This is a genomic window from Mesorhizobium sp. M8A.F.Ca.ET.021.01.1.1 (assembly GCF_003998025.1).
Classification (GTDB): domain Bacteria; phylum Pseudomonadota; class Alphaproteobacteria; order Rhizobiales; family Rhizobiaceae; genus Mesorhizobium.
The window spans coordinates 1-1,289 of the sequence record NZ_RZSJ01000942.1; the positions used below are offsets into that span (position 1 = coordinate 1).

General features: G+C 69.6%; 1 protein-coding gene and 1 pseudogene. Both read left to right on the forward strand.

Going from position 1 to position 1,289, the window contains the following annotated elements:
• A pseudogene (locus tag EOA36_RS38690) lies at positions 1–635 on the forward strand (hypothetical protein); the annotation flags it as partial.
• Positions 577–1,289: DNA polymerase Y family protein (locus tag EOA36_RS35665; protein WP_145969524.1), on the forward strand; the 713-nt coding region annotated here is incomplete at its 3' end. The pseudogene EOA36_RS38690 and the gene EOA36_RS35665, both read left to right, overlap by 59 nt.

Consider the following 1,289-nt stretch of genomic DNA (forward strand, 5'->3'; position numbering starts at 1 on the left):
GTGCCAGGGGGCTGCATGCCGCCTTCGGCATCGAGCCCGGGCAATTGCTGTTTTCCGAGGCGCCCAGGCTTGTCGATGCGCTGTGGATCGCCGAGGAGGCGGCACGCATGACGGCGCTTGCCGCCGTCATTCTGGAAATCCGCGGCAATCCGCAGCGGCTGGACCTGACCGCGACACGCCGCCTGCATGCGCGGGCGCAAGGTGCCGGCCGGCCGGTGTTCCTGCTGCGGCAGGCGGCCGAGCCGGAACCGACGGCGGCGCCTATCCGCCTCATCGCCGCGTCGGCGCCGGCCGTGCCGCGCGCCACGGTCGCCGGGCCGCTCGCCGGTTCGATCGGCCACCCCGCCTTCACCATCAGCATCGGCAAGAGCCGCACGGCCCTGCCTGGACAATTCATACTGGAGTGGAACCCCGATGAACGCGTATTCGACGAAAGAAGGGGCGAGGAAGAGCGGGCAGAGAATCCTGTCCCTGTGGTTTCCCTATCTGGCGGCCGAAAGGATCCTGCGGCAGCGTCTGGGGAAATCCTGGCGTTCCCGACCCTCGGATCATCCGTCGCCATCTCACCCACCGCTCGTGATCAGCCACCGCCAGGGCAACGCGCAGCGCATCTCAGCCCTCGACGAGCGGGCTGAGGCGCTGCACCTGAAGCGCGACATGGGGATTGCCGATGCGCGCGCCATGCATCCGTCGATCGACATCGTCGAAGCCGATCCGGAGGCCGACCGGCGCCTGCTCGAGGGCCTTGCCGACTGGTGCGACCGCTACACGCCGTTGGTGGCGCTGGACAGCATCGACGGCCTGTTCCTCGACGTCACCGGCTGCACCCATCTGTTCGGCGGCGAACGCGCCATGCTCGACGAAATCCTGTCGCGCTTCTTGCATCAGGGTTTCGACGTCCGCCCCGGGCTTGCCGGCACGCCCGGGGCGGCCTGGGCTGCGGCACGCTTTTGCGGCGACCGCATCGTTCTATCGGGCGAGGAGGAAGCCTTGCTTGCTCCCTTGCCGCTGGCCGCCCTTCGCGTAGCGCCGGAAACCCGTGCCAGCCTGGAAAGCGTCGGGCTGCGCACGGCGGGCGCCGTCATGGCCGCGCCGCGCGCGCCGCTCGCCCGCCGCTTCGGCGCCTTGCTGCTCCAGCGCCTCGACCAGGCGCTTGGCCGTCTCGACGAAGCGATCTCGCCGCGCCTTCCCGTCGCGCCGCTTTCGGTCGAACGCCATCTCGCCGAACCCGTCACGCTGACGGAGGAGATAGAGCGGCTGGTGGGCATGCTGGCGTCGACCTTGAAGAC